The organism is Niabella pedocola (genome assembly GCF_021044425.1).
Taxonomy (GTDB): Bacteria; Bacteroidota; Bacteroidia; order Chitinophagales; family Chitinophagaceae; genus Niabella; species Niabella pedocola.
This window is the reverse complement of the sequence record NZ_JAJNEC010000004.1, coordinates 443,360-464,599: the sequence shown is the minus strand read 5'-3', so window position 1 is coordinate 464,599 and position 21,240 is coordinate 443,360. Positions and strand designations below refer to the sequence as shown.

Genomic DNA, 21,240 nt, shown 5'->3' with positions numbered 1-21,240 from the left:
CGCTTCGGCACGATTGCTTAATGCGGTGTTGTTTGCGGTAAGGATGATAAATATAGCCGCAGATACACAGATTTCAGGCTTTAAATATTGAAAGCTAGCAAAAACCAGCTGAGGCTTTTATTCGAGCAACTGATAAGGATATAGCCGCAGATGTGCAGATTTTGGGTTTTAAATATTGAAAGCTAGCAAAAAACCGGCTGAGGCTTTTATTCGGCACTGATAAAATTATAGCCACAGCGGTGCAGTTCTTTGAATGCAACATCCTGTTCCGGTTATTTTTCAATTCCGAAGGAATGAAAGGGGCGTGGCACCGGTGCATCAGGAAATGATTTAAAACACCGGAGGTGGTAGAACGCATTATCGCCGTACCGTGAAGCAGTCATAGGCGCATATGCTGCGGATGCATGAACGGCCAAAGGGCTAGCCGAGGATCTCGAACCACCGGTATTCCTCCGTTTCGGGAACATCGGTTACCGTTACGTTTTCTACTTTTGCACCGGCTGGTCCCTGTCTGCACCAGTCAATAAACCGTTGCAGCGGTTCTGCGTCCCCATACGCGTAAATAAGTACAGAGCCGTCTGACTGGTTTTGTGCGGATCCCAATATTCCCATAATATCGGCCTGTTGCTTTGCCGTTTTACGGAAAAAAACGCCTTGTACGGCTCCGGTTACAATGATTTTTTTTGTGCTCATATATGGGTTTAAAAAGTTTAAAAAAGAACACGGCCGACCAGTGTTTCGAGGTATTGCTGGTCCACGGTATCAAAATGATCGGGCTTTTCGCTATCCACATCCAATACGCCAATCACACGGCCATCGCGTATAATGGGTACCACGATCTCTGATTTTGAGAAACTGCTGCAGGCGATATGTCCGGGAAATTGTTCCACATCGGGCACAATAAGCGTTGCGGCCTGTTCCCATGCGGCACCGCAAACGCCGCGCCCCTTCCGGATACGGGTACAGGCCACTGGTCCCTGAAAAGGACCCAGTACCAGCTCATCGTTTTTGACGAGGTAAAAACCTACCCACCACCACTGAAACTGTTCTTTTAGCGCCGCTGCTATATTGGAAAGATTGGCGATCAGATCGGGCTCTCCTGCTATGATGGCTTCAATCTGCGGAAGCAGGGCGCTGTATTGCGCTTCCTTGGATCCTGTATGTATGGTAAGATCTTCTGCCATGGTTACTGGGTTCCGGATTTTAATTGTTCATTGAATGCTTTTGAATCCCCTTTTTTTATGGAAAGGCTCTGCCACTGACCGTTCCGGATATGTTTGCCGATAAAAACGATCTGCCCTACATGATAGGCATAGTGTGTCAACTGGCGATGAATGGCCTCAATCACCGTTAAGGGCTTGGTGCGGATGGTAATCGTCCGGTCAAGGTCTGCCGGTTTCAATGATTCCAGGGCATTAAACAGGCACTGCCATCCTTCTTCCCAAAGTGTTATTAAATGAGCCCGGTCCAGTTGTTGTTCTTCAAACTCTTCATCTCTTTTCCGCCAGTCCTTTTCGCCATCTTCGGTGAGGAAGTTGGTCCAGCGGCTAAGCATATTGCCATGCATATGGGTGATGTTTACCGCGAGGTTGTTGTTGGCTTCATCCGGCTGAAAATGAAAATCAGCATCGCTCAATTGTGCAAATGTTTTTTCTGCAAGCGCTTTATAGTCTTTAAACTGCTGAATGGCGCTTTGTATAAATAGTGCTTCGTTCATTGTTTTGAATTTATAATGACCTGTTATCAGTCAGGCGTTTGAAAGCGAGTAATTTTAAGCGGTCCGTATCTGAAACCTTAAACTTGGAACTTCTCAAAACCCCGCGGCCGAGTCATCACCCCGGTGATCCGCAACGGCCTGGAGCGTTCCGTCCGGCTGTACTTTAATAACCTCTGTGCGGCCGATTTGTTTACGGTCGTATAGCTCATAACCCATTTTTTTTAACGCGGCAGCAGTGGCTTCCGGAAAGCCGCTTTCAATATCGATGCGGTCCGGCAGCCACTGGTGATGAAATTTTGGCTTGTTTACCGCATCATCCGTGCTCATCTTAAAATCGATGATGTTAACGATTGTTTGAAATACAGAAGTGGGAATGGTGGTTCCTCCGGGTGTGCCTACTACAAGGTATGGCTTTCCGCTTTTTAACACCAGGGTGGGAGCCATGGAGCTGAGCATGCGTTTGCCAGGTGCAATGGCATTGGCCTTTCCGCCTACTGCACCAAAAAGATTGGGTGAGCCGGGCTTGGCACTAAAGTCATCCATTTCATCGTTTAAAAGAAAGCCGGCACCTCCTACAACGGTCCTGCTGCCATAGTTATTATTGAGGGTAGTGGTTACCGCCACGGCATTCCCTTCTTTATCCAAAACACTCAGGTGCGTGGTTTCCTCACTTTCATAACCGGGCACTATACCTCTTCCGGTTTGTTTGCTGTTGCCGGCTTTTTGCGGATCATAATCCTTCATCCTGTTTTTGAGGTAGGCATCACCGGTAAGTGCGGCAACCGGTACCTGTACAAAATCAGCATCGCCCATATAGCGGGCGCGGTCGGCATAAGCCCTGCGTTCGGCTTCGGTCATCAATTGTACGGCAGCAGGGGATGCAAAACCCATGGCGCCGATATCGTAGGGCTCAATCATCTTCAGCATCTGGTTCAGCAGCAATCCGCCGCTACTGGGCATGGGCATACCAATGACCTCGTATCCGCGGTACATAAAAAGAAGCGGCTGTCGCGGCTTTGCCTGGTAGGCTTTCAGATCATCCAGACTAATAATGCCATTGCCGCGTTGCATTTCTTCAACGATAAGACGGGCGGTGGTCCCTTCATAAAAACCCCGCCGGCCATCTTTTTGGATGCGTTTCAAGGTAGCCGCCAGCTCTTTTTGAACGAGGGTATCACCCTTTTTCCAGGCGGCTTTTTTTACAAAAGCAGTAGGCCGCGTGCTGAGTTTTTGAAAGTCTTCCCGGTTGGCGTTTAGTCCATGTGCTTCAGCTGCGGTGATCGCAAAACCATGTTCTGCAAAATCAATGGCCGGCTGTATCAGTACCTCCATGGGCAGGCGGGCATACCGGTGGGCCGCATACAAACCAGCCACGGTTCCTGGTACACCGGAGGAAAGATGCCCGTTTAAGCTTTTTTCGGCTACGGCATTACCGTTATCGTCGAGGTACATGTCGCGATGGGCTTTAGCTGGTGCCATCTCCCGGTAATCCAGTGCTATTTTTTCATTATTGGCCAGCCGGGCAACCATAAACCCGCCGCCGCCGATATTGCCGGCACCCGGGTATACCACCGACAATGCCCATTGCGTGGCAATGGCTGCGTCTACCGCATTGCCTCCCATCTTCAGCATCTCCAGGCCTGCAAGACTGGCCAGCGGATGTGCCGATACAACGGCTCCGCCCGAAGCATGACTGTTTTTTGTAATACTATAATGATAGGCATCGATACCGGGAGCGGGCGCGGATGGCCTGCCGGTTTTTTGGGTGGCGGTGCAGGCAGCTAACAATAACAGGGTTCCGGTAACAATCAGGTGACGCATGGAGATAAAATTTAGCGGAAGGTAAAAAAAGTTTCTGATTGAGGTATGAGAATTGAGCTAAGCATAATATAAAGCAATACGAGCTCAGATCCGAAATCTCGAATCTGAAATCTCGAATCTGAATTCTCAAATCTGGAATCTCAAATCTCAAATCTCAATTCTCAATTCTAAACTCTGGAACCTCGATTCTCAACTCTCCATTGTATATTCGTAAGATGAAGCGTATTGTGTATTCTTTGTTTTTAGTATGTTTTTGCGGAGCGGCCATTGCACAGGGACCGCGGAGCTGGTCGGGCAGCGAGATCCTGCAGGGCATCCGGAAACTGAATGTGTTGGGCTCCGTTCTTTACCTGGCCGCGCATCCGGATGATGAAAATACCCGCCTGATCACCTACCTGGCAAATGACCGGTTTTACCGTACCGGCTACCTGTCGCTGACCCGCGGAGATGGCGGTCAGAACCTGATCGGGGAAGAGCAGGGGATCGAACTGGGATTGATCCGCACACAGGAACTGCTTGCGGCACGGCGCATAGACGGCGGGGAGCAATTTTTTACACGCGCATTTGATTTTGGATTTTCAAAAAATCCGGAGGAAACCTTTACCATCTGGAACCGGGCGCTGGTATTGAGCGATGTGGTATGGGTGATCCGGAAATTTCAGCCGGATGTGATCATTACCCGCTTTCCAACTACGGGAGAGGGTGGCCATGGGCATCATACGGCTTCGGCGATTCTTGCCAATGATGCTTTTAAGGCGGCCGCAGATCCCCGGCAATACCCGGAGCAGTTAAAATATGTGAAACCCTGGCAGGCCCGGCGGATCCTATGGAATACATTTAATTTCGGAGGTACCAATACCACCGATCCTTCGCAGTTTAAAATTGATGCGGGCGGCTACAATGCACCGCTGGGGAAAAGTTATGGGGAAATGGCTGCGCTCAGCAGAAGCCAGCATAAGAGCCAGGGATTTGGTTCTGCCGGAACCAGGGGCGAGAGCTGGGAATACTTTAAAACCACCGGTGGTGCTGCACCGGAAAAAGATCTTATGGACGGCGTGGATCTGAGCTGGAACCGTATCGGTACAGAGGGGCAAAAGATCGCGGCTGCGGTAAAAAAAATAGAGGAACAATTTTCTGTTCTGAATCCTGAAGCATCGGTGAAGCCGCTGGTAGACCTGTACCGGCAACTGGTCGCTTTACCCGGCTCTTACTGGAAACAAAAAAAAATGGAAGAGGTACAGGAGCTGATCCGGCAGTGCAGCGGATTGTTTATACGCGCCACAAGCAGTATGCAGATGGTGTTTCCCGGGGAAACCATCAAACTGAATGCGAATATGATCAACCGCTCAAATATACGGATGCAGCTCAAAGGTATAAAGATCGGGAAAAGCGATCTGCCTGCAGACCAGGTACTGGAAAAGAACCGGAATGTAAACCAGCCGGTGGCGGTAACGATTGCCGATACAGCGGCCCTTACACAACCGTACTGGTTGCGCGAACCGATGACACCCGCCAACTATACCGTACGGGATCAGCAACAGATAGGAATCCCGGATGCCATTCCGGCTTACAGGGCCGAAATAACCATTGCGGTTGAAGATGTTCCGTTTACTTTTACCGAACCGGTATTGTATAATTTTGCGGATCCGGTGAAGGGAGAGTTATACGAGCCGTTGGTTATTGCTCCCAAAGTAGCCGTTCAGCTATCACCCAAACTGGTGTTGTTCCAAAAGGGAACAACGGAAACCCGTTCCATAAAACTGCAACCGGTGATCAATAAACCCCTTCCCGGGCACCTGGGCTTTGGCCTGGCAGGACTTCCGGAAGCAAACGCTGCAGCTGTTGCCGACACCGGTGCAGGTGTGCAGATACCGGTAAGTAACCGCCAGCTGAAACAGCCGGTAACCGCGGTATACGGAATGGTATGGGATCAGACGGCGCCGGCCAAAAAATATTCCCAGGCCCTCAAATCGATCCATTACGATCATATCCCTTATATCAATTATTTCTTTACGGATTCTGTTAAGCTGCTCAATATCGACCTGAAAACAGCCGGGAAAACGATCGGATATATACCCGGGGCGGGCGATAAAGTGCCGGAAGTATTAACGGCAATGGGGTACCAGGTGGTATTGCTGGACCGGAACCGGCTGATGGCAACGGACCTTTCGGTATTTGATGCCATCGTAACCGGTGTGCGGGCGTATAATATCCATGAATGGTTAAATGATGCCTATGATCAGTTGATGACCTATGTACGTAACGGCGGAAACCTGGTTGTACAATACAATACCAATAATAATATCGGACCTGTAAAAGCAAAAATAGGCCCCTATGATTTTTCCATTTCCCGGAACCGGATCACCGATGAGCAGGCTGCGGTACGCTTTATCGATGCCTCCATGCCCGTGCTCAACTATCCGAATAAAATTACCCGGGAAGACTTTTCCGGCTGGGTGCAGGAACGCAGCACCTATCATGGTTCCGCGTGGAATGCAGAGCTGAAACCGGTATTGGCGATGCACGACCCGGGTGAACAGGAGGATTCCGGAGCCTTGCTCACGGGTAAGTACGGGAAGGGCTATTTTACCTATTGCGGACTGGCATTCTTCCGGCAGCTGCCGGCGGCCGTTCCGGGGGCTATTCGTTTATTTGCAAATATTATTGCGCTAAATTCGCAAACTTCAACAACAAGTAAATGACAGATAAGAAAAAGGAATTCATGGGGATCCGCCGGGGCGAGATGGCGTTTTTGGTGGCCATCGTGATCGGACTGGTGGTAGGAACGCTTATAAAAAAAATAAGACTGGGACTGATGCTGGGGCTGATCATCGGGCTGGGAATCGTATTTATGAATAGTTTGCGGGCGAAGCGGTGAGCGGGTGAGGGTTTCAAGTTTCAGGTTTCAAGTTCCAAGTTTCAGGTTCGGGTTGCTGTCCCGATAGAGATCAGGAGCGGTTTGTGTTTAACATTTAATATCAGACGTCTGAAGTATTTTTAATTTAACACGAATGCATAACAGGAATAACATACCGGATGAGGATAGGGCGCCCTTGCTCGGGTCGTGGACGAGATGGTATGTGCTTATGATCGTGGTGCTCTTGCTGCTGATCGCCTGCTTTTACTGGATTACAAAAAACTATTCATGAAGTCGCTTGACTGGTTTGTACTCATCATAACGTTAGCCGCCATTATCCTTTACGGGGTATATAAAAGCCGTACCACGCGTGATCTCGACGGGTACTTTCTATCCAATCGCAGTATGCCCTGGTACCTCATCCTGTTGAGCATCATGGGCACCCAGGCAAGTGCAATCACTTTTCTTGCGGCACCGGGTCAGGCCTATACAGACGGTATGCGCTTTATCCAGTACTACTTTGGATTACCGCTGGCGGCTATTGTTATTTGTATATCCTTTGTTCCGGTTTTCAGCCGGCTTAAGGTATTTACTGCATACGAATACCTGGAGCAGCGTTTTGATCTGAAGACCCGAACGCTCACTTCCTTCCTGTTCCTGTTGCAACGGGGGCTCTCCACCGGTATCAGTATTTACGCGCCTTCCATCATTTTATCGGTATTGCTGGGCTGGAATATTTACCTCACCAACCTGTTCATGGGAGGGTTGCTGATCATTTATACGGTTACCGGTGGTGCCCGCGCAGTGGCCTACACCCAAACCTTCCAGTTCCTGATCATCATCGGGGCTATGTTTACAGCGGGATATTTTATCGTAAAAGACCTGCCGCCGGGCATTGGTTTCAGCGATGCACTGCTGGTAGGGGGAAAGCTTGGGAAAATGAATGTGATCACCACGGGGTTTAAAGACGGCCGGTTCGACTGGGGCGAACGGTACAATATTTTCAGCGGGGTTATCGGCGGCTTTTTCCTGTTGTTATCCTACTTTGGAACCGATCAGTCGCAGGTGGGCCGTTACCTTACTGCCCGCAATTTAACCGAAAGCCGCCTTGGGCTGCTGATGAACGGGATCGTGAAGGTGCCCATGCAATTCTTTATTTTATTGATCGGCGTATTGGTGTTTACATTTTACCAGTTCAATAAGGCCCCCGCATTTTTTAATGAACTGGAGCTGAAACGGCTGGAACAATCGGTTTACAGTGACTCTCTGCATCATTTAAAACAGGAGCTGCAATCCATCCAGCAACGGAAAGAAGCCGCATTGGCCTTGTATCCGGGTCAGCAGGAAACAGCTTTTCAGCAGTTGCGGGTACTTCAAAAGGAAACCGATGCGGTGCGGGTGCAGATCAAGGGACTGGTAAAAAATAACGGCGGAGCAGATAATGATACCAACTATATTTTCCTGCATTTTGTGGTGGACTATTTGCCGGCCGGACTGGTAGGTCTGATCATTGCCATTATTTTTCTTGCCAGTTGGGGCAGCATTGCCGCCGCATTGAATTCCCTGGCCTCCAGTACGGTGATTGATTTTCATAAACGGTTTTCTGCAAAAAAGTACCCGGAAGAAAAAGAATACCGGATCTCAAAGAACTATACACTTTTATGGGGGCTCTTTTGCATTGCAGTGGCTATGTTTGTTTCCAATTGGGGCAATAGTTTAATTGAAGTGGTGAATGTACTGGGCTCGCTGTTCTATGGCACCATTCTCGGTATTTTCCTGGTAGCCTTCTACTGCAAACGAATAAAAGGGAATGCCGTATTCTGGGCGGCGCTTATTGCTGAACTGATTGTGGTCCTTTTATTTTTCCTGAATGAATATAAGGTAATTGCGCTCGGGTTCCTGTGGCTGAACGCTATTGGCGCATTGCTGGTATGGGGAATCAGTTTTCTGTTGCAACTACGCACACCACTGCAAACTGCCCGCAATTGATGCCGGTATCTGGGTAAGAATTAATTCCGCAGGGTGTTAAGGATAAACCCGCGGCGTTGTTCGATGGTACCGGTTGGAACATCTACCACTTCGTAGCGGTAACGGTTATAGGTAGCTTTCAGCTGCTCATAGGTAAAAACGGCCTCTTCCCAGCTTTGTTTGCGTTCCGTGTCGGTTATATAAATTTCCTCCCAGGGCGGCAGCATAAATACGGTTGGGTTATAGCGGTGTTTCCATGCCGTATCATTCATATATGCAGAAATGCCCAGGCCGGTAAGGGTGGCATAGCAAAGCGTGTCTGGTATACCCCGGTCAAAGAAAAAACGCATATCCGGGTTATGTTGCGCCTGCTTCAGTGTTACGGCGTAGCTTTCTACAGACCGTTCCAGCATCATCCGGGTGTAAAGCTCCTGGTCTTTCCAGGGAAGTGCTGTCCCTTCCGCAGCCATCTGTTCCCGGATGATCTGCCGGGCTACTTCCGGTACCACCTGAAATTGCGGCCCTTCCAGTGCCGTCAGCAATGTGGTTTTTCCCGACCCCGGTCCGCCGGTGAGAATATAAAAATGATCGGTGTTCATTTATTGTATTTGTTCAGTTGTTTAAATGAAAGATCCAGCACTTCAAACAGGCCGGCCGTATACGTATAATGCCACCACTCGGAATCGAGGGGCTTAAAGCCATGCCGCTCCATAACGGCTTTTAATTGTTCCCGGTTGCGAAGCACCTGTGGAGGCAGCGCTTTAAAGCTATGATGTGCGGTATCGGTAAAATTGTCAAACCCGGTACCCATCGGTAATTCCTGGCCGGTTTTCAGATCGATTAGTGTAAGGTCTACCGCCGTTCCGCGGTTATGGTTGCTTCCTTTTGCGGGATTGGCCACGTACCGTTCATCTTTTACCAGTTCCCAGAATTTTTCGGAAACGCCAAACGGGCGATACGCATCAAATATTTTTATGCCCAAACCTTGCATCCGTAGTTCTGCCTGTACCGCTGCCAGTGCTTCGGCTGCGGGTTTTCGCATAAAACTAATACGCGTACCTGCGGGGTACATGCGCCGGTGCATGAAATTATCGGTGGTTGCATACCGGAGATCATAAACCAGGCCGGGTATACGGCTTTTTAATTCCACCAGGCGGTTATCAGCGTTTTTACGGATAGCCGCCCGGTATTCGTTTCCGGACCGTAGTATAGGAAAGGAATAGGATTGAGCAGAACAAGACAACGCTGCCCAGCATACGATAAGAAAACAGGTGCGTTTATAAAAAGAAATGTATTGCTGATTCATACCAGGAAAATATTACAAGTTCATAAAATGACAAATAGTTTTTGATTGGCGCTGCCGGCTACGGAAATAAAAGGGGGCGCGCATAGCTGTTTTGCCGGCTGACAGGGATACAGGCTAGCATAATAAACCAATAAGGATAGGAGGTCTGAACGGTGTTTGAACGGGCTACAGGGAAACAGCTGGATAAAAGAGGAGGCTTTAAAGCCGGTCTTTAAGTACCGCAATACACCGGGATGTGTTCGATGTGGCGTTAAAATGAAACACCGCATACCAGTCCTCATCCAGCGGTACAAAATAACCATGACCTCTGTAGTATTTTGCACGATCCTTGTTCTTGAATGTGTTCAGGGGCTTCCCAAGCACCGTATCACCATGAAGTGTAAACCGTTTGTCGGTGCTAAAAATGCATTTGACCAGGTTCCCTTTTTTTGTATCAACCGCTACGGTATACCTTACAGAGTCAACAAACAGCTGAACGGTTGGATAATTATCGTTAAAGTGCATAAAAGAGGAATCACCGGAAATTGATCCCTGCCAGGTATCGCCTAAATCCGGTAATTTTTGTGCCCCTGCCAGGGTATGGATCAGCAAACCAATCATGCACCCGATTAGATACCTTGCTTTGCTCATAGTAGTGGATGTTTAAAATCAGTAGCCATAAAGTTAAGTAATCCGGACGGGATTACTAAAAACGCGGTGTCTTATCTTTGACGAAAATTGGAAATTGGGAAAAACGGTCTATATCATTGGGGGCGGGGCTTCAGGATTTTTTTGTGCGGTTAATGCGGCGCGTATGGATCCGGGCCTTAGGGTGGTTATCCTAGAAAAAAGCAATAAACTGTTATCAAAGGTAAAGATCAGCGGCGGCGGGCGTTGCAATGTTACCCATGCCTGTTATGATATTGCAGAAATGACCCGGCGTTACCCGCGGGGTGGTCATTTTGTAAAAAAGCTGTTTCACCAGTTTTTTACCAGCGATACCATCGCCTGGTTTAAAGAACGGGGGGTAGCATTGAAAACGGAAGCAGACGGGCGTATGTTTCCGGTATCGGATTCCTCGCAAACGATTATCGATTGCTTATTGAAAGAGGCGGGCCGCTATGGCGTAGAGATCCGCATGCAGTGCGGGGTAACGGCTCTTGAACAAACAGATGCCGGTTTTGCCATCCATACGGCTGCAAAAGAAACATTCCATTGCGATTATGTATGTGTGGCATGCGGCGGGTTTCCCAAAGCGGCACAGTTCCAATGGCTGGAGGACCTGGGGCATTCCATTGCGGAACCGGTTCCTTCTTTATTTACATTTAACAGTCCCCGCCATCCGGTTACTGCATTGATGGGCGTAAGCGTAGCCGATGCCAAAGTTATGGTTACAGGCACCAAACTGCAGCAGCGCGGGCCGTTACTCATCACGCATTGGGGCATCAGCGGCCCGGTTGTATTGCGGCTGAGTGCCTGGGGTGCCCGTGAACTGGCCGCGTTGAACTGGAGCTTCAGGGCGGTTATCAATTGGTTACCGGAAATTCCGGAGCCTTTATTAAGGGAGCGCATGGGCCAATGGCGGTTAGAAAAGGCGGCACAAAAGGTGGGCAGCAAAAATCAACTGGGATTGCCAAACCGTTTATGGGAATTTTTGCTGGAGCAGTCTGGTATTGATGCACAGAAACGCTGGGCCGATCTTCCTTCAAAAAATCAAAACCTGCTGATCCGGAATATCGGTGCTTTCGAATTGCCGGTAGGAGGGAAAACAACCTATAAAGAAGAATTTGTTACCGCAGGCGGCATTACCCTTGCGGAACTGGATCCGCAAACAATGATGAGCAAAAAAGTACCGGGACTGTTTTTTACAGGTGAGGTGATCGATGTGGACGGAATTACCGGGGGATATAATTTTCAGCATGCCTGGAGTTCCGGTTTCGCGGCCGCCCGTGCGCTTGTACAGCGGTCTGCAGGTTAGCCATTCATCTTTTTTGCATAATCGGTTGGAGTCATGCCAAATTGCTTATGAAAGTTGCGTCCAAACTGCGTAAGGGAATTATAACCCACTGTTTCCGCAATTTCATTCATGTGATGGTGCCCCTGGCTGATCAGCAAGGCCGCTTTTTTGAGCCGTGTGAGATTGATCATTTCATTGGGTGAAAGATCTGAAATGGATTTTATTTTCCGGTAAAGAGTTGGCCGGCTCATGTTGAGCCGCTGCGCCAGGAATTCTACATCCAGGAGTGTATCGGATAAATGCGCTTCAATGAGTTGTTGCAGCTTCTCTAAAAACTGTTCATCCATCTTTGTATGCGCCATGGTTTTTATATGCGTCAGCGGCGACTGGGCAAAATAATCTTTCAATTTCACCCGGTTGCTCAGCAGGCTGGCCACCTGCGCATTCAGATGCTCCGGTGAAAAGGGTTTTTCGATGTAAGCATCCGCACCCGCATCCAACCCTTCTATTTTTGATTGCAGGGTGTTTTTGGCCGTCAGTAATACAATGGGGATATGACTCCATTCGAAATGTGATTTTACGTAATCACAAAATTCCAGTCCATCCATTTCCGGCATCATGATATCGCTGATGATCAGGTGCACGATATGTGCATTTAGCTGGCTCAATGCTTCATGTCCGTTTGTAGCAGTGAGAACGGTATATTTTTCTTCCAGGTCATCTTTCAGGAAGTCAAGGATCTCCTCGTTATCATCTACCAGCAAAAGGGTAAATGTATGGGAAGGTGGATTACTGTTCTCTGTGCGATTCAAGTTTTTTAAAATTTGAAATTGTTTTAATCATTGCGGGTTGTACCGCTTCCGCAGGCCAGCGCTGATTTTTCACAGATCAAACCTGGAAAACAACAGGCTGGGGTCTGCGGTGCATTTTTATTTGCATATCCCTGCGGAAAATTACGACTTGTTTCATCATATTCCCGCAGAACCGGCGGAAAATTAACATCCTCCAGCGATGAAACAAACCGGTTCTTTTATCGCCTTATTGATTGCATTTTATGATCCGGATGAATGGAACTTTTTCGCTTTTATTTTCTGAGTACGGCTTCTTCATACACTTTGCTGATCATCTTTCCGTTTTTAAATGTTGCAGATTTGATCAGTACAGGTGCCTTCACCTTAAAGGGACCTGTATATAATGTAGATTGAGCGGTAGGCTCGTTGCCATCCGTACTATAACGGATCTCAGGTTGATAACTATTGGTTTTGAAACTGATCGCGGCGGTATTGGTCACACTGTCAAGAACGGTGGTCTGCCATACATTATAGGCGCTTTTTGCATAATTGATATTCAGCCCGTCATAGCGTTGGTATTGTGTTTCCATCCGCCGGGCAAAGTCGGTCCAATGTTTCCGTTCCTTTGGGGTCCATCCGGTTTCAGCAATCGCGGCCGCCCGGGGAAAGGTCATGTATTCCACTTTCTCGGGTGTATGAATGAATTCACTCCACACATTTCCCTGCACGCCTTTTATAAAACGGGCTTCTTCCGCCGTTAACTCCTGGGGGCAGGGTTCAAAGCCGTACACTTTTTCCAGTGTATTGATTGCATGATCAAAAATGGCATTGGGCTCCAGTGAGGGTTTCCCCTGGTAATAATCAAGATAGTAATAATCGTAAGGCGCCATCACCACATTATGCCGCTGCCGGGCAGCTTCAATACCGCCTTTGATACCCCGCCAGCTCATCACCCAGGCGTTAGGAGCCAACCCGCCCTCAAGAATTTCATCCCAGCCGATGTAGTTCCTTTTTTGAGCGGTAAATATTTTTTCAACGCGCTTTACAAAATAGCTCTGTAATTCGTGTTCATCTTTCAGGTGCTCATCGCGGATCCGTTGCTGGCACTTGGGGCAACTTTTCCAGCGGTCCTTAGGTGCTTCATCGCCCCCCATATGAATAACGGCTCCCGGAAAAATGGCCGTTACTTCTTTAAGCACGTCCTCCAGGAACGCAAATGTTTTTTCATTCCCCGCACAGAAAATTTCTTTTTGGATGCCCCAGCGCGTTAGCGTTTTAAAGGGGCCACCGGTACAGGATAACTCCGGGTACGCCACCAATGCAGCAGAAGCATGACCGGGCATTTCGATTTCGGGCACAATGGTTACATAACGGGCTGCCGCATAGGCCACCAGTTCTTTGGCCTGTTCCTGGGTATAATAGCCACCGGTGGGGGTGCCGTTTAACCGTCCCTGGGAAAATTCCGTAGTGGTTCTCCAGGCTCCGATATCTGTCAGTTTCGGATATTTTTTGATTTCAAGCCGCCAGCCATGGTCTTCTGTAAGATGCCAGTGAAACACGTTCATTTTATGCATCGCCATATAGTCGATCAGCTTTTTTAAAAAGTTCATGGAATAATAATAGCGACCGCAATCCAGCATCAGTCCCCGCCATTCAAAACGCGGCCGGTCAATAATCGTTACGGCTGGAATAGGAACAGGTCGCGTTGTTAACGCACTCTGCCCGGAAGGCAGCAACTGCAACAAGGTCTGTATCCCGTAAAAAGCACCATTGCTTTCGGATGCGCGGAGTACGATCGACTTGTTTTGAACGGTTAGCTGGTAGCCTTCTTTACCCATTGAATCGGGTTTGCCGAGGTCAATAAAAAGCGTGTTGGATGCAGGACCATTTTTTTCTGCTACCGGAATCAAAAGCCCGGTTTGATCTTTTATGGCCTGCGATAGCAACTCGCCCAGTTTCCGGGCGGGTGCGTTACCGGAGGGAACGCCGATTTTCGTGGCGGCGTTCAACTGGAAGAAGCCCGGCTGGGTAGTTATAACTGCAGGCCGGGGGATAATCGCCGGTTCATTTTTTATTTGAGCCGCTGCATGGTCCCATGCGAAAAAGCAGCAAAGTAAAAGTAAAAAATGCAATACAGGTTTGTTGTCAATCGTTACAAATGCAAGTCGTTGTTTCATATGTGTAAATCGTTCAAATGGAGAATAAGCGGTAAATTTAATTAAACTGCAGGTAAAAACTATGATAAATTGGTTGTATAATATTACAGGCCTTATAACCGGATAGCATTTTTTAAGGGTTGTTCTGCGATGCCATTTCCAGGTGATCGGGGAATACCAGTTCAAAGCAAACCTGTTTTTCATCGTTTACCAGGCGGATGCTTCCCTGGTGTAATTCCGTAAGCGACTTGGCAAGATACAGGCCGATACCGGTTCCCGCAATGAATCCCGTACGCTTTGAACGGAAGAACAGCTCAAAGATCTTTTGCTGGTCGGCAAAGGGGATGGGATCTCCGTCATTGCAGATAGTAATTTTAAAATGCCCTTTATCGTCGGGAACGGTTAGTTTGGTGTATACATTTTGCTTGCCGTACTTAAGAGCATTGTTCAGCAGGTTGCTGATGATCTTTATAAAGGCATCGCGGTCTACAAAGGCCTCAAAAGCATGGGCAGGAACCGAGATCCGGAAATCGGTATGCTTATTTTCGGCGGTTGGTTGAAAGCTGTTCCATATATCCGTTAACAATTGCGGAATATTGGTTCTGCTGAAGTTCAGGGCAAGTTGCTTTTCCTCAATTTTACGGAAGTCGAGCAGCTGGTTCGTCAGCTCCAGCAATCGCTCCGTGTTTTTATTCATACTGTTGAGGTATTTTTCGGTTTGAGGTGTTTTGATGATTTGCCCCGAAATTTTTTCCAGCGGCGCTTTTATAAGTGTGAGCGGAGTGCGTATTTCATGTGCCACTTTCGTAAAGAAATCGATCTTTGATTCTACCAGTTCTTTTTCTTTCTGCATAGCGTACAGCTGCATTTTTCTTTTTTGCTTCGCAGCCAGGTTGCGGCGGTAACTGCGAACGAACAGGTAGGTGGCCGATCCCGCCAATAGGAGGTAGAGCAAATAGGCAAAGGGTGTTTTCCACAACGGCGGACGGATCGTGATGCGAAGGGTACGCTCATTGTTTTGCCAACGGCCGCTGCTGTTGGTGGAGCGCACTTTAAACAAATATTCACCATAAGGCAGATTGGTAAAGTAAACACTCCGGTTGGTTTTTATATAATTCCATTCTTTATCCAGGCCTTCCAGTTTATAAGCATATTCCACATTGTCGGGAGCCGTAAAATTAATGGCGGCAAAATCGATGTTGAAGGTAGATTGATCATGCGCGAGGGTAATGTGGCGGGTGAGCAGCAATGATTGGGATAGGGCACCTTCCTGTGCAGAAATAGTGAGTGGAACGTTAAATACCGAAAAGTTGGTGATATAAACCGGTGGACTATAATTGTCGGGTTCCAGGTCCGCGGGGTTGAAGCTGATCATTCCTTTTACACTGCCATAATAAATACGGCCATCGGGTGCTTTGAACCCGGACGAATAATTGAACTGATCGCCCAGCAACCCGCTCGTTTTGGTAAACGTGCGAAGGATATTGTTCTGTGGGTCCAGCAGCACCAGCCCTTTGGAAGTGGTGATCCAGTGCCGGCGCCGGTCATCTTCCGTAATGGTGTAAATAAGATTGCTGGGAAGCCCGGTTGCCGTAGTGTAGATCTTTATCTTTTTTGTGGAGGGATCAAGATTGTACAGGCCGTCTTCGGTTGCGATCCAGAGCGTTTTGTCGGATGATTCATGAATGGAAGTGATCCGGTTCTCTGCAAGCCGGTCTTTACCCTGCTGGATAACCTGCAACCGGCCGAAAATATTTCTCCGGGCATTATAATAATGCAGCCCGTCCTGGAAAGTGCCGGCCCAGATGGTACCATCGGTTGTTTCCAGTATACTGGAGTAGAAGCCGCCGCGGGGGAAGTAGCCGGGAGAAATAAAATGATTGTCCTGCTCGTTGTAAATGTAAATGCCGTTGGAAGTGCCAACCCATACCCGGTTATCGGATGTTTTATATAAACTGTGAATAAAGTTACTGCGCAGGTCGTTGGGCGTTGGTCCTGCGGTAAAATGCCGGATCACGGACGTGGTCCGCAGGTCCATCAGATCCAGGCCGTGTTCAAAGGTGCCGATCCAGAGCCGGTTCCCATCGTGCAGCAGCCCGTGGATATTGGTATGCGCTATCCCGGTACTTTTACCGGTTGGTTTAAAGTTTGTAAAGACACCCGAGGCCGTGTCAAACCTATTGAGTCCTTCATCTTCTGTTCCGATCCACAGATGCCCCTGGTTATCGGATGTGATTTCCCGGACGGCATTGCCACGCAGCGAGCCGGGGCTACTCCCCGGGAAATATTTTTCAAAGACAGGATTTTCCTTTGGATAATAATTGATCCCGCCAAAATAGGTGCCGATCCAGATGCCGCCTTCCCGGTCTTTACAAAAAGAATAAACAGCATTGTCTGTAAGCGCATAAGGACTCTGGTAATTTTTTTTCAGGTTGGTAAATTGTTGTTGCTGCGTGTTGTAAATATAAATACCGCTTTCTGTTGCGATCCAGTACTCGCCTGCTTTTGAGCGTACAAAATCCCGGGCATAGATTTCTGTATTATCGGTGTTATAGGTGAGCAGGTCGGTGTAGGTTTCCGTGGCTGTATCAAACTTTTTAATACCCTGTGTGGCGGTGCCCACCAGGAAATACCCTTCCCCGGTGTCATAGATCCGTTCCAGCCAGGTGGAAACGGCCGGGCGCGAGTGATCAAAAACCGACCGGAAGCGGAAGCGGCCGGTTGTTGTATCGTAGCGGCCCAGCATGCCCGATAGGGTGCCCACCCAAAGCTGGTTGTTATTGGTAATGGTAAGCGTGGTACAAAGATCCAGCCCTGCTCCCTGAATCAGCCGGGCTTCGTTACCATGAGGAGGAAACCGGTAAAGCTTAAAGTTGACCACAAACCAGAGATTGCCTTGCTGATCTTCTGCAATGCCCCGTACCAGTTGCCGTGGTGTATTGCGTAAGTGCGCAAAGGTTTCATTCTCGGGGTTGTATGCATAAATACCATGCTCCGTACCTACCCAGATCGTTCCGTCTTTTCCCGCATGCAGCTGCCATACCGAATTATTTCCAAGACTGGTACTATCGCCGGCTATATTGCGGAATACTTTAAAGCTGTAGCCGTCAAAACGGTTCAAACCGTCCTTGGTGCCGATCCAGATAAACCCTTTTTTGTCCTGGATAACGCAGGTGGCGGTATTGTTCGATAAGCCCCTTTCCACCTGGAAGTGTTCAAAATAATAATGCTGCGCCCGGAGGGAAAACGCGCTCCCCAGGCACAACAGCAGGAAACAAATGATACGGGTGTACAACCGGAATTGATTTTTTTCAAACGTACATAAAATTTCTTATTCCGTGTTTTTGGTTATCAGCAATCAGCGTTCAGTTTTTAGATTTCAAATACAACGCCCGGACGTAGATCCCAAATTTTGTTTTTTGGGATTTTGATTTTTAGTATTTAGTACTTAGAATTTGGCCCTTAGAATTTAGAATTTAATCCTTAGTATTTAGTATGTAAACAAAACCGGCCCCTGATACAATTTGATGAAAGATTGAGACAAAATAGCACGGAATCGCCTCAGTGGTAGCCTACTTTTGGAGCACGCAGATTGTTAAATTTTATGCTATATGAAATATAGATCTAAAAGGCCATTGTGTCGCGTCCATTGCAAATGGTATCTATCGACTTTCTTTTTTCTTTGCACCCTATTCAATGTAGTAAGCGCACAGAATGAACAAACGGTTACAGGTACGGTCACCGACGAGCGGGGAACTGCGCTTACCGGTGCCAGTATCTCTGTAAAAGGAACATCGATTGCAACGGTAGCCGGCGAAAATGGGATGTACAGAATTACGGTCGGAGGGAACGGCACGCTCGTGGTTTCCAGTGTCGGCTATGCCTCCCAGGAAGTACCCGTACAGAACCGTTCTGAAATTAATGTGGTACTGAGGGCCGCTGCTACCGATCTCAATGAAGTAGTAGTAGTGGGCTATGGAACGCAATTGAAAAAAGACCTGACCGGGGCCGTTTCTGTGGTGAAGGCTGCAGATGTATTAAAGCGGCAATCTACAACTGTAGCCGAAGCATTGCAGGGGCTGACCACCGGTATCCGGGTCAGAGGCGGCGGACAACCAGGTGCGGAGGCGCTCATACAGATACGGGGTGCGAAAAATCTCACAGGAACCAATCCGCTTTATGTGATAGACGGGTTGATCACGGATGCCAACCGGGATTTTAACAGTTTTGATATCCAGTCCATCCAGATTCTGAAAGATGCGTCGGCCGCTGCGATTTACGGGTCCAGAGCAGCAAATGGCGTGATCATCATTACCACAAAGCAGGGCAAAAGCGGACCTATGCAGATCCAGGCATCGGCCCGGTATACCGTTCAGAAAATGCCGTTGTATGATCTGATGGAAACACCGGAGTTCATGAAGCTGAATTATCAGGCCTATGATAATGCAGGTGTTTCGCGGCAAAAACTGGATAGTACCGTTAATACAGACTGGCAGGATGTTGCATTTCGTACCGGATCAGCGAAAGATCTGAACATGAGTTTCTCCGGTGGCGGCAACAGTGGTTCTTATTATGTTTCCGGCGGATATTTTGGAAATAAAGGAACAGTAATCGGTACCAAATTTGACCGGTATAATCTGCGTGTAAATACACAGGGCTCAAAAGGTATTTTTAGTATCGGAGAAAACCTGGCGATTAGCAATGCCAATGTGGCTGACATGCAGGGAAACCCGGTGGTAGATGTGTACCGCCTGCTGCCTACGATACCGGTATATGATAACACCCATCCGGGAGGATATGGGTATGGAGACGAACAAAAAGCAAGAACCTTTGGAACCAATCCGCTGGCAATCGCCAATATTGTTAATTCAGGCGTTGACAACTTCCGCGTAAGAGGTAATCTGTGGAGCGAGTTGAAATTTACATCGTTTTTAAAGTACCGGCTGAACCTGGGATATGAAACGAGCAGGGACCATTATAAATATTTGAAAAAAGATGGCTTCTGGACACTGAACCAGTCTTATGATCCATCCATTGCAAATGAAAACCGGGCTTCGTATGAAAACAAATTGGTTGAAAATACACTCGCTTTTAAAGAAAAGTATGGGAAACATGATGTCTCTGCTATTTTAGGTCAATCGTTCCAGAAACAAACCTATGCGCAGATATGGGGTTCAAAACGCAATATTGTACAGGATGCATCGGGGCATTACTATGATGTATTGGATCAGGGCGATGGGGGACAACTGGGCGGCTACCGGCAGGAAGCGGATCTGATTTCTTACTTTGGCCGTGTAGAATATGCTTATGATAACCGCTACCTGATAAACGGCGTATTGCGTTATGATGGAACATCCAGGCTGGGTACCGGCCATAAAACCGGTTATTTCCCATCTATATCTGCTGCATGGCGCATTAGTGGGGAAAAATTCTTCAACGTAAGCTGGATCAGTGATCTAAAGTTAAGAGCAAACTATGGTACATTGGGTAGTTCCAACATCGGGTATTATGACCCTTTCCCCGTGATCAATACATTCCCGACCATCGCCATGGGAAGGGATCAGCATATAGAGCATCTTGGAACACAGGTAAAGCTCACCAATCCGGATCTTCGCTGGGAAACGTTGGAGCAGCAGAACTATGGATTTGATGTGTCTTTTCTGAACAACAAATTATCGCTGACCGGGGATTATTTTATTGCAAAAACCCGTGATGTACTTTACGGCGCTCCCATATTAATGACAACCGGAAACGACGGGGGCAACCCGCTGGTAAATGCCCTTTCGCTGCAAAACAGCGGTCTTGAACTTGCCCTTACATATCGGGGAAATGCAAATGCCTTTAATTATGGTGGTACACTGAACTTTACAGCCGTACGCAATAAAGTGCTGAAGCTCGGTTACCAGGGAAATGATTTGTTTACGGGACTGACCCGTACTACCGTTGGGCAACCTTTAGGATTATGGTATCTGTTAAAAACAGATGGGATTTTCCAAACACAGAACGAAGTGAATAATTATAAAAATTCAAAAGGCCAGCTGATACAACCGAATGCCAAACCCGGCGATCTCCGGTTTGTGGACTTGAATGATGACGGACAGATTACGAACAGCGATAAAATGGATATGGGACATGCATGGCCTAAATTTGAAACAGGGCTTAATTTGTTTGGCTCTTATAATGGCTTTTCACTTACAATGGACTGGTTTGGCTCTTTTGGCGCCAAAGTAATCAATGGCCCGCGCATTGCAATGGACGGGTTCTCTGATAACGCAAACTATCGCAAAGGCATACAGCCCTGGACACCTGAAAATCCGAATACAAATACACCTAGAGCTTTATATGCATCCACTTTAAATTCGAGGGGTGATATTGACCGGTGGCTGGAAAGTGGTTCTTTTGCCCGGCTAAAACTGATCAGCCTTTCATATGATCTGCCGAAAGAATGGCTCACAAAGATCGGGTTTACCAATGCGCAATTATCTGTTTCCGGTCAGAATCTGATCACTATTACCAAATATACCGGGTTGGATCCTGAATTTAACAATGCAAATATTTATGAAAGAGGATACGATTTTGGTGCGTATCCAAATCTGAAAATGTTCTCTGTGGGATTAAATTTTGGTTTTTGAGACAATCTGAGTTAAGTACTATTCCGGTATATAAAAGACCGGTAACTACAAAAAAA

16 protein-coding genes are annotated in these 21,240 nt (G+C 47.8%); 6 read left to right on the top strand and 10 right to left on the bottom strand.

Translation table 11 applies throughout. The features are described 5' to 3' along the window. Positions 1-420 precede the first annotated feature (420 nt). The 4 genes from LQ567_RS05860 to ggt all read right to left on the bottom strand — a co-directional run bounded on the left by LQ567_RS05860 (position 421) and on the right by ggt (position 3,538). Complete coding sequence (locus tag LQ567_RS05860; RefSeq protein ID WP_231003183.1) at positions 421-693, bottom strand: acylphosphatase; 273 nt, start codon at positions 691-693, stop codon at positions 421-423. A 17-nt stretch (positions 694-710) separates the two neighbouring features. Continuing rightward, positions 711-1,184 (bottom strand): GAF domain-containing protein, encoded by a 474-nt coding sequence (locus LQ567_RS05855; protein ID WP_231003182.1) that lies wholly within the window; start codon positions 1,182-1,184, stop codon positions 711-713. 2 nt (positions 1,185-1,186) lie between these two features. Next, positions 1,187-1,717, bottom strand: a complete 531-nt coding sequence (locus tag LQ567_RS05850) for a DUF1572 family protein (RefSeq protein ID WP_231003181.1) — start codon at positions 1,715-1,717, stop codon at positions 1,187-1,189. A gap of 93 nt (positions 1,718-1,810) precedes the next feature. Beyond that, entirely contained in the window at positions 1,811-3,538 is a 1,728-nt protein-coding gene (gene ggt, locus LQ567_RS05845; RefSeq protein WP_231003180.1) for a gamma-glutamyltransferase, read from the bottom strand. A gap of 215 nt (positions 3,539-3,753) precedes the next feature. On the opposite strand from ggt, the gene LQ567_RS05840 reads away from it, so the two are divergent. The 4 genes from LQ567_RS05840 (at position 3,754) to LQ567_RS05825 (ending at position 8,384) form a co-directional block, all read left to right on the top strand. Continuing rightward, positions 3,754-6,240 (top strand): PIG-L family deacetylase, encoded by a 2,487-nt coding sequence (locus tag LQ567_RS05840; protein WP_231003179.1) that lies wholly within the window; start codon positions 3,754-3,756, stop codon positions 6,238-6,240. Continuing rightward, positions 6,237-6,416 (top strand): hypothetical protein, encoded by a 180-nt coding sequence (locus LQ567_RS05835; protein ID WP_231003178.1) that lies wholly within the window; start codon positions 6,237-6,239, stop codon positions 6,414-6,416. The genes LQ567_RS05840 and LQ567_RS05835 overlap by 4 nt, the downstream gene beginning before the upstream one ends. 133 nt (positions 6,417-6,549) lie before the next feature. Then, positions 6,550-6,687: a hypothetical protein gene (locus tag LQ567_RS05830; protein ID WP_231003177.1), complete on the top strand. Its 138-nt coding sequence runs from the start codon at positions 6,550-6,552 to the stop codon at positions 6,685-6,687. Beyond that, positions 6,684-8,384 (top strand): sodium:solute symporter, encoded by a 1,701-nt coding sequence (locus tag LQ567_RS05825; RefSeq protein ID WP_231003176.1) that lies wholly within the window; start codon positions 6,684-6,686, stop codon positions 8,382-8,384. The genes LQ567_RS05830 and LQ567_RS05825 overlap by 4 nt, the downstream gene beginning before the upstream one ends. 20 nt (positions 8,385-8,404) lie before the next feature. Here the strand turns inward: LQ567_RS05825 and LQ567_RS05820 are convergent, their stop codons facing one another. The 3 genes from LQ567_RS05820 to LQ567_RS05810 all read right to left on the bottom strand — a co-directional run bounded on the left by LQ567_RS05820 (position 8,405) and on the right by LQ567_RS05810 (position 10,299). Then, the gene (locus tag LQ567_RS05820) at positions 8,405-8,962 is read right to left on the bottom strand and encodes an AAA family ATPase (protein ID WP_231003175.1); all 558 of its coding nucleotides are present in this window, start codon (positions 8,960-8,962) and stop codon (positions 8,405-8,407) included. After that, on the bottom strand, positions 8,959-9,669 hold the full coding sequence (locus LQ567_RS05815; protein ID WP_231003174.1) for a M15 family metallopeptidase: 711 nt from the start codon (positions 9,667-9,669) through the stop codon (positions 8,959-8,961). The genes LQ567_RS05820 and LQ567_RS05815 overlap by 4 nt, the downstream gene beginning before the upstream one ends. A gap of 198 nt (positions 9,670-9,867) precedes the next feature. Next, positions 9,868-10,299 carry a hypothetical protein gene (locus tag LQ567_RS05810; protein ID WP_231003173.1) on the bottom strand — a complete coding sequence of 144 codons (432 nt, stop codon included), beginning with the start codon at positions 10,297-10,299 and terminating at the stop codon, positions 9,868-9,870. Positions 10,300-10,393: 94 nt separating this feature from the next. Here LQ567_RS05810 and LQ567_RS05805 point away from each other — a divergent pair, with 94 nt between their 5' ends. Continuing rightward, complete coding sequence (locus LQ567_RS05805) at positions 10,394-11,626, top strand: BaiN/RdsA family NAD(P)/FAD-dependent oxidoreductase (RefSeq protein WP_262909555.1); 1,233 nt, start codon at positions 10,394-10,396, stop codon at positions 11,624-11,626. On the opposite strand, the gene LQ567_RS05800 is transcribed toward LQ567_RS05805, so the two are convergent. From LQ567_RS05800 to LQ567_RS05790, 3 genes are all read right to left on the bottom strand, one after another. Further along, positions 11,623-12,417: a response regulator gene (locus LQ567_RS05800; protein ID WP_231003171.1), complete on the bottom strand. Its 795-nt coding sequence runs from the start codon at positions 12,415-12,417 to the stop codon at positions 11,623-11,625. The genes LQ567_RS05805 and LQ567_RS05800 overlap by 4 nt on opposite strands. A gap of 272 nt (positions 12,418-12,689) precedes the next feature. Further along, the gene (locus LQ567_RS05795) at positions 12,690-14,573 is read right to left on the bottom strand and encodes a beta-N-acetylhexosaminidase (protein WP_231003170.1); all 1,884 of its coding nucleotides are present in this window, start codon (positions 14,571-14,573) and stop codon (positions 12,690-12,692) included. Between the two features lie 112 nt (positions 14,574-14,685). After that, positions 14,686-17,847: a ligand-binding sensor domain-containing protein gene (locus tag LQ567_RS05790; RefSeq protein ID WP_231003169.1), complete on the bottom strand. Its 3,162-nt coding sequence runs from the start codon at positions 17,845-17,847 to the stop codon at positions 14,686-14,688. A 316-nt stretch (positions 17,848-18,163) separates the two neighbouring features. Between LQ567_RS05790 and LQ567_RS05785 the strand changes: the two genes are divergently transcribed. Then, the gene (locus LQ567_RS05785; RefSeq protein WP_231003168.1) at positions 18,164-21,184 is read left to right on the top strand and encodes a SusC/RagA family TonB-linked outer membrane protein; all 3,021 of its coding nucleotides are present in this window, start codon (positions 18,164-18,166) and stop codon (positions 21,182-21,184) included. Positions 21,185-21,240: the final 56 nt, after the last annotated feature.

Excerpts from the sequence above, each read along its gene's own strand:
- LQ567_RS05815 (WP_231003174.1), bottom strand. The coding sequence starts at position 9,669 with ATGAATCAGCAATACATTTCTTTTTATAAACGCACCTGTTTTCTTATC.
- LQ567_RS05795 (WP_231003170.1), bottom strand. The coding sequence starts at position 14,573 with ATGAAACAACGACTTGCATTTGTAACGATTGACAACAAACCTGTATTG.
- LQ567_RS05825 (WP_231003176.1), top strand. The coding sequence starts at position 6,684 with ATGAAGTCGCTTGACTGGTTTGTACTCATCATAACGTTAGCCGCCATT.
- LQ567_RS05840 (WP_231003179.1), top strand. The coding sequence starts at position 3,754 with ATGAAGCGTATTGTGTATTCTTTGTTTTTAGTATGTTTTTGCGGAGCG.
- LQ567_RS05810 (WP_231003173.1), bottom strand. The coding sequence starts at position 10,299 with ATGAGCAAAGCAAGGTATCTAATCGGGTGCATGATTGGTTTGCTGATC.
- ggt (WP_231003180.1), bottom strand. The coding sequence starts at position 3,538 with ATGCGTCACCTGATTGTTACCGGAACCCTGTTATTGTTAGCTGCCTGC.
- LQ567_RS05785 (WP_231003168.1), top strand. The coding sequence starts at position 18,164 with ATGAAATATAGATCTAAAAGGCCATTGTGTCGCGTCCATTGCAAATGG.
- LQ567_RS05850 (WP_231003181.1), bottom strand. The coding sequence starts at position 1,717 with ATGAACGAAGCACTATTTATACAAAGCGCCATTCAGCAGTTTAAAGAC.
- LQ567_RS05855 (WP_231003182.1), bottom strand. The coding sequence starts at position 1,184 with ATGGCAGAAGATCTTACCATACATACAGGATCCAAGGAAGCGCAATAC.
- LQ567_RS05820 (WP_231003175.1), bottom strand. The coding sequence starts at position 8,962 with ATGAACACCGATCATTTTTATATTCTCACCGGCGGACCGGGGTCGGGA.
- LQ567_RS05860 (WP_231003183.1), bottom strand. The coding sequence starts at position 693 with ATGAGCACAAAAAAAATCATTGTAACCGGAGCCGTACAAGGCGTTTTT.
- LQ567_RS05835 (WP_231003178.1), top strand. The coding sequence starts at position 6,237 with ATGACAGATAAGAAAAAGGAATTCATGGGGATCCGCCGGGGCGAGATG.
- LQ567_RS05830 (WP_231003177.1), top strand. The coding sequence starts at position 6,550 with ATGCATAACAGGAATAACATACCGGATGAGGATAGGGCGCCCTTGCTC.